The organism is Pseudomonadales bacterium, from assembly GCA_013215025.1.
Taxonomy (GTDB): domain Bacteria; phylum Pseudomonadota; class Gammaproteobacteria; order Pseudomonadales; family DT-91; genus DT-91.
The window spans coordinates 1-2,283 of sequence record JABSRR010000282.1 but is presented as its reverse complement, the minus strand read 5'-3'; the positions used below and the strand labels follow the sequence as shown (position 1 = coordinate 2,283).

Annotated in this window: 1 protein-coding gene; it reads right to left on the bottom strand. The window is 39.2% G+C overall.

The features are described 5' to 3' along the window. Nucleotides 1-411 precede the first annotated feature (411 nt). Nucleotides 412-1,863 carry a transposase gene (locus tag HRU21_12910; protein NRA43189.1) on the bottom strand — a complete coding sequence of 484 codons (1,452 nt, stop codon included), beginning with the start codon at nt 1,861-1,863 and terminating at the stop codon, nt 412-414. Nucleotides 1,864-2,283 lie beyond the last annotated feature (420 nt).

Here is a 2,283-nt window from a genome sequence, read left to right as displayed (position 1 = left end):
GAACTCAATCACGGAAATCGGTACCCAAGAGTGCGGTACCAATCCTTCTTCTTAATGTTTACATAGGAAATCGGTACCAGTCCTTCTTCTTAATGTTTACAAGTGGTGATTAGATAAAAAGTATGCGAATAGTGCATTTTTTATAAAAATCACCACTTTTAACACTTGTGTTTTCATGATAAAAATTGGCTTCTGCATGAGGAATAATTTGTCATTCCGGTGCAACCTATTGCTAGAATTTCCGGGAGAATCTCTCCCGTATTCAGTCCTTCTTCAGCACTCACTTGGATTGACACTTCCTCTGGCTCACTGGTACGAGCAGTCAAGCAGCAAGGTACGAATGCCTTAAGGGAGCAGTCAGCCTTTTATTATGAGTTCTTCAAGTTGGTTGTTTTGAATACGAGAGAGAAATTATTTATCTAACAATACGATGATTTTTTCCTTATCTTTGAGCCATTTTCCGAGTGTATTATTCTCAGTTGGCGAGATACCTCTTTCTCGCCATTTCTTGAGCATTTTCTGGCTACCCTGCTCAAGCCAAATTCGATAAGCCTGTGGCTGAACAGTTTTTATGTCCGGTAAATAAATTGTTTGATCACGAAGCATAGCAATGATAATTCGCACGAGCTTTTTAGCGCTTGCGGTATAACTTGATCCATCTCGTAAGTCTACTTTGTCAAAGTGAGCTTTGAGTGGGTGTACAATGGCCAGATCTTTGTAAGTTGGATGTTGACAGTCTTTAGTAATTCTGACGATAGTCATTAAGGCATTTTTAAGATATTTATTAGCCGATTTTGGCGGTGAAGTTATTAACGGACTTTTATGAGAACCTCCACTTTGCTTTTGTCTTGGGATGATCCCGGCATAGGAAGCAATGCGATCCGCATCAGGCCATTTTAAAGGGTTTCCAAGTTCTGCAGCGATAGCCGAGACAGTGATCAATCCTGCACCTGAGATCGACAATAATAATGCATAATGAGTATTCTGAAGAAGGTCAGCTAAGATGTGTTCCTCAATATCAATACACTCTTCACGGCTTCTGTATAAATCCAACTGAGTTTGCAATCTCAAGCGTCGTTTTTCTATAACGCCGGATTCAAAGTCTTCTATTTGTAGGCAGTCATTGGCTAATGTACAAAGCTTTTGCTGAATTTTTTCAGGCTCATTAAAACCGGCTTTCTCAATTAGTTTTAACGCTCTTTTAGAGTGCGCTTTGACAAATATTTTAGGTCCAAAATTCTTACATCGCATCAAATTTATGCAGGCTTTAGAAAAAGGCGCGACTCCACTTTTCTTTTGGGACAGAAAGCCAGGAAAGAGTCTGTCTATCTGATTATGAAGTAGACTTTTATGTCTGCTGTGTTCTTCAACAAGTCGACACCGTTCACGATGACTCTCTTTAATTTTTGAGTAAATATCTCCACATACGTCAGTCTCATAGATTTGTCCCATAAGAGCCGAACGAACAATCCCATCTAAATCCAGAGTGTCACTGCTGGCTCGACTGTTTTCTCGATATTTAGAAGCTTGCAAAGCATTCGTATACAGAACATTGAAACCTTCTTTTTGGAGAAAATAAATAAAGTGATGACTGTAAGAAGCTGGATCTTCAAGAACAAAATTAACTTCTTGAGGCTGAAGGTTTTTTTTCGCCAAAACTTGCTGATACTTTTCGCGAAGAAAGTAGAAGCCTGTAAGACAGTTTTTAATTCGTATGGGATGTTTGTAAAGATAACGACCACTTATACAATCAAAGAAATGAACAAGATGTTCTGATTTAGCACAATCGGCGACAATAAGAAGTTTTTGGGAATTACCGCAAAAAAGCTTTTTCTTACCTTTGATAGAGATTACATTATTCATCTGAGGCCTCCAGAGTTTTTTGTTATGCCGCACAACATGTGACGGCTCTATTTTGGGACAGTATAATCCCGAGCAGCATTGACTGCTTAATTTAACAAACAAGGAGGCCTCACTTGTTTGCAAATATATCGGAAAATTCCCCCAGACCCCCTGGGGAACAGAGAGTTAGAAAGAATAAAACTTACTGCTATGAAAGCTGACGTTTATTCATTCATAACTCTCTTATATAGCAATAGGTAAATAGTTGAAAACATTATCTTATTATTTGAGGGCATAGCTAAGAGTTTTCAGCATAGTGTCTGGCACTATTTCGTCGTCATATCTTACCGAACCAAGAACCGAACCTGCAATCAATGTCTATATACTTGGGTGTAGTTGGCTGGTAAGTCAGGGCTCTGGCTGGTGGAGGGCTAGGTAGTC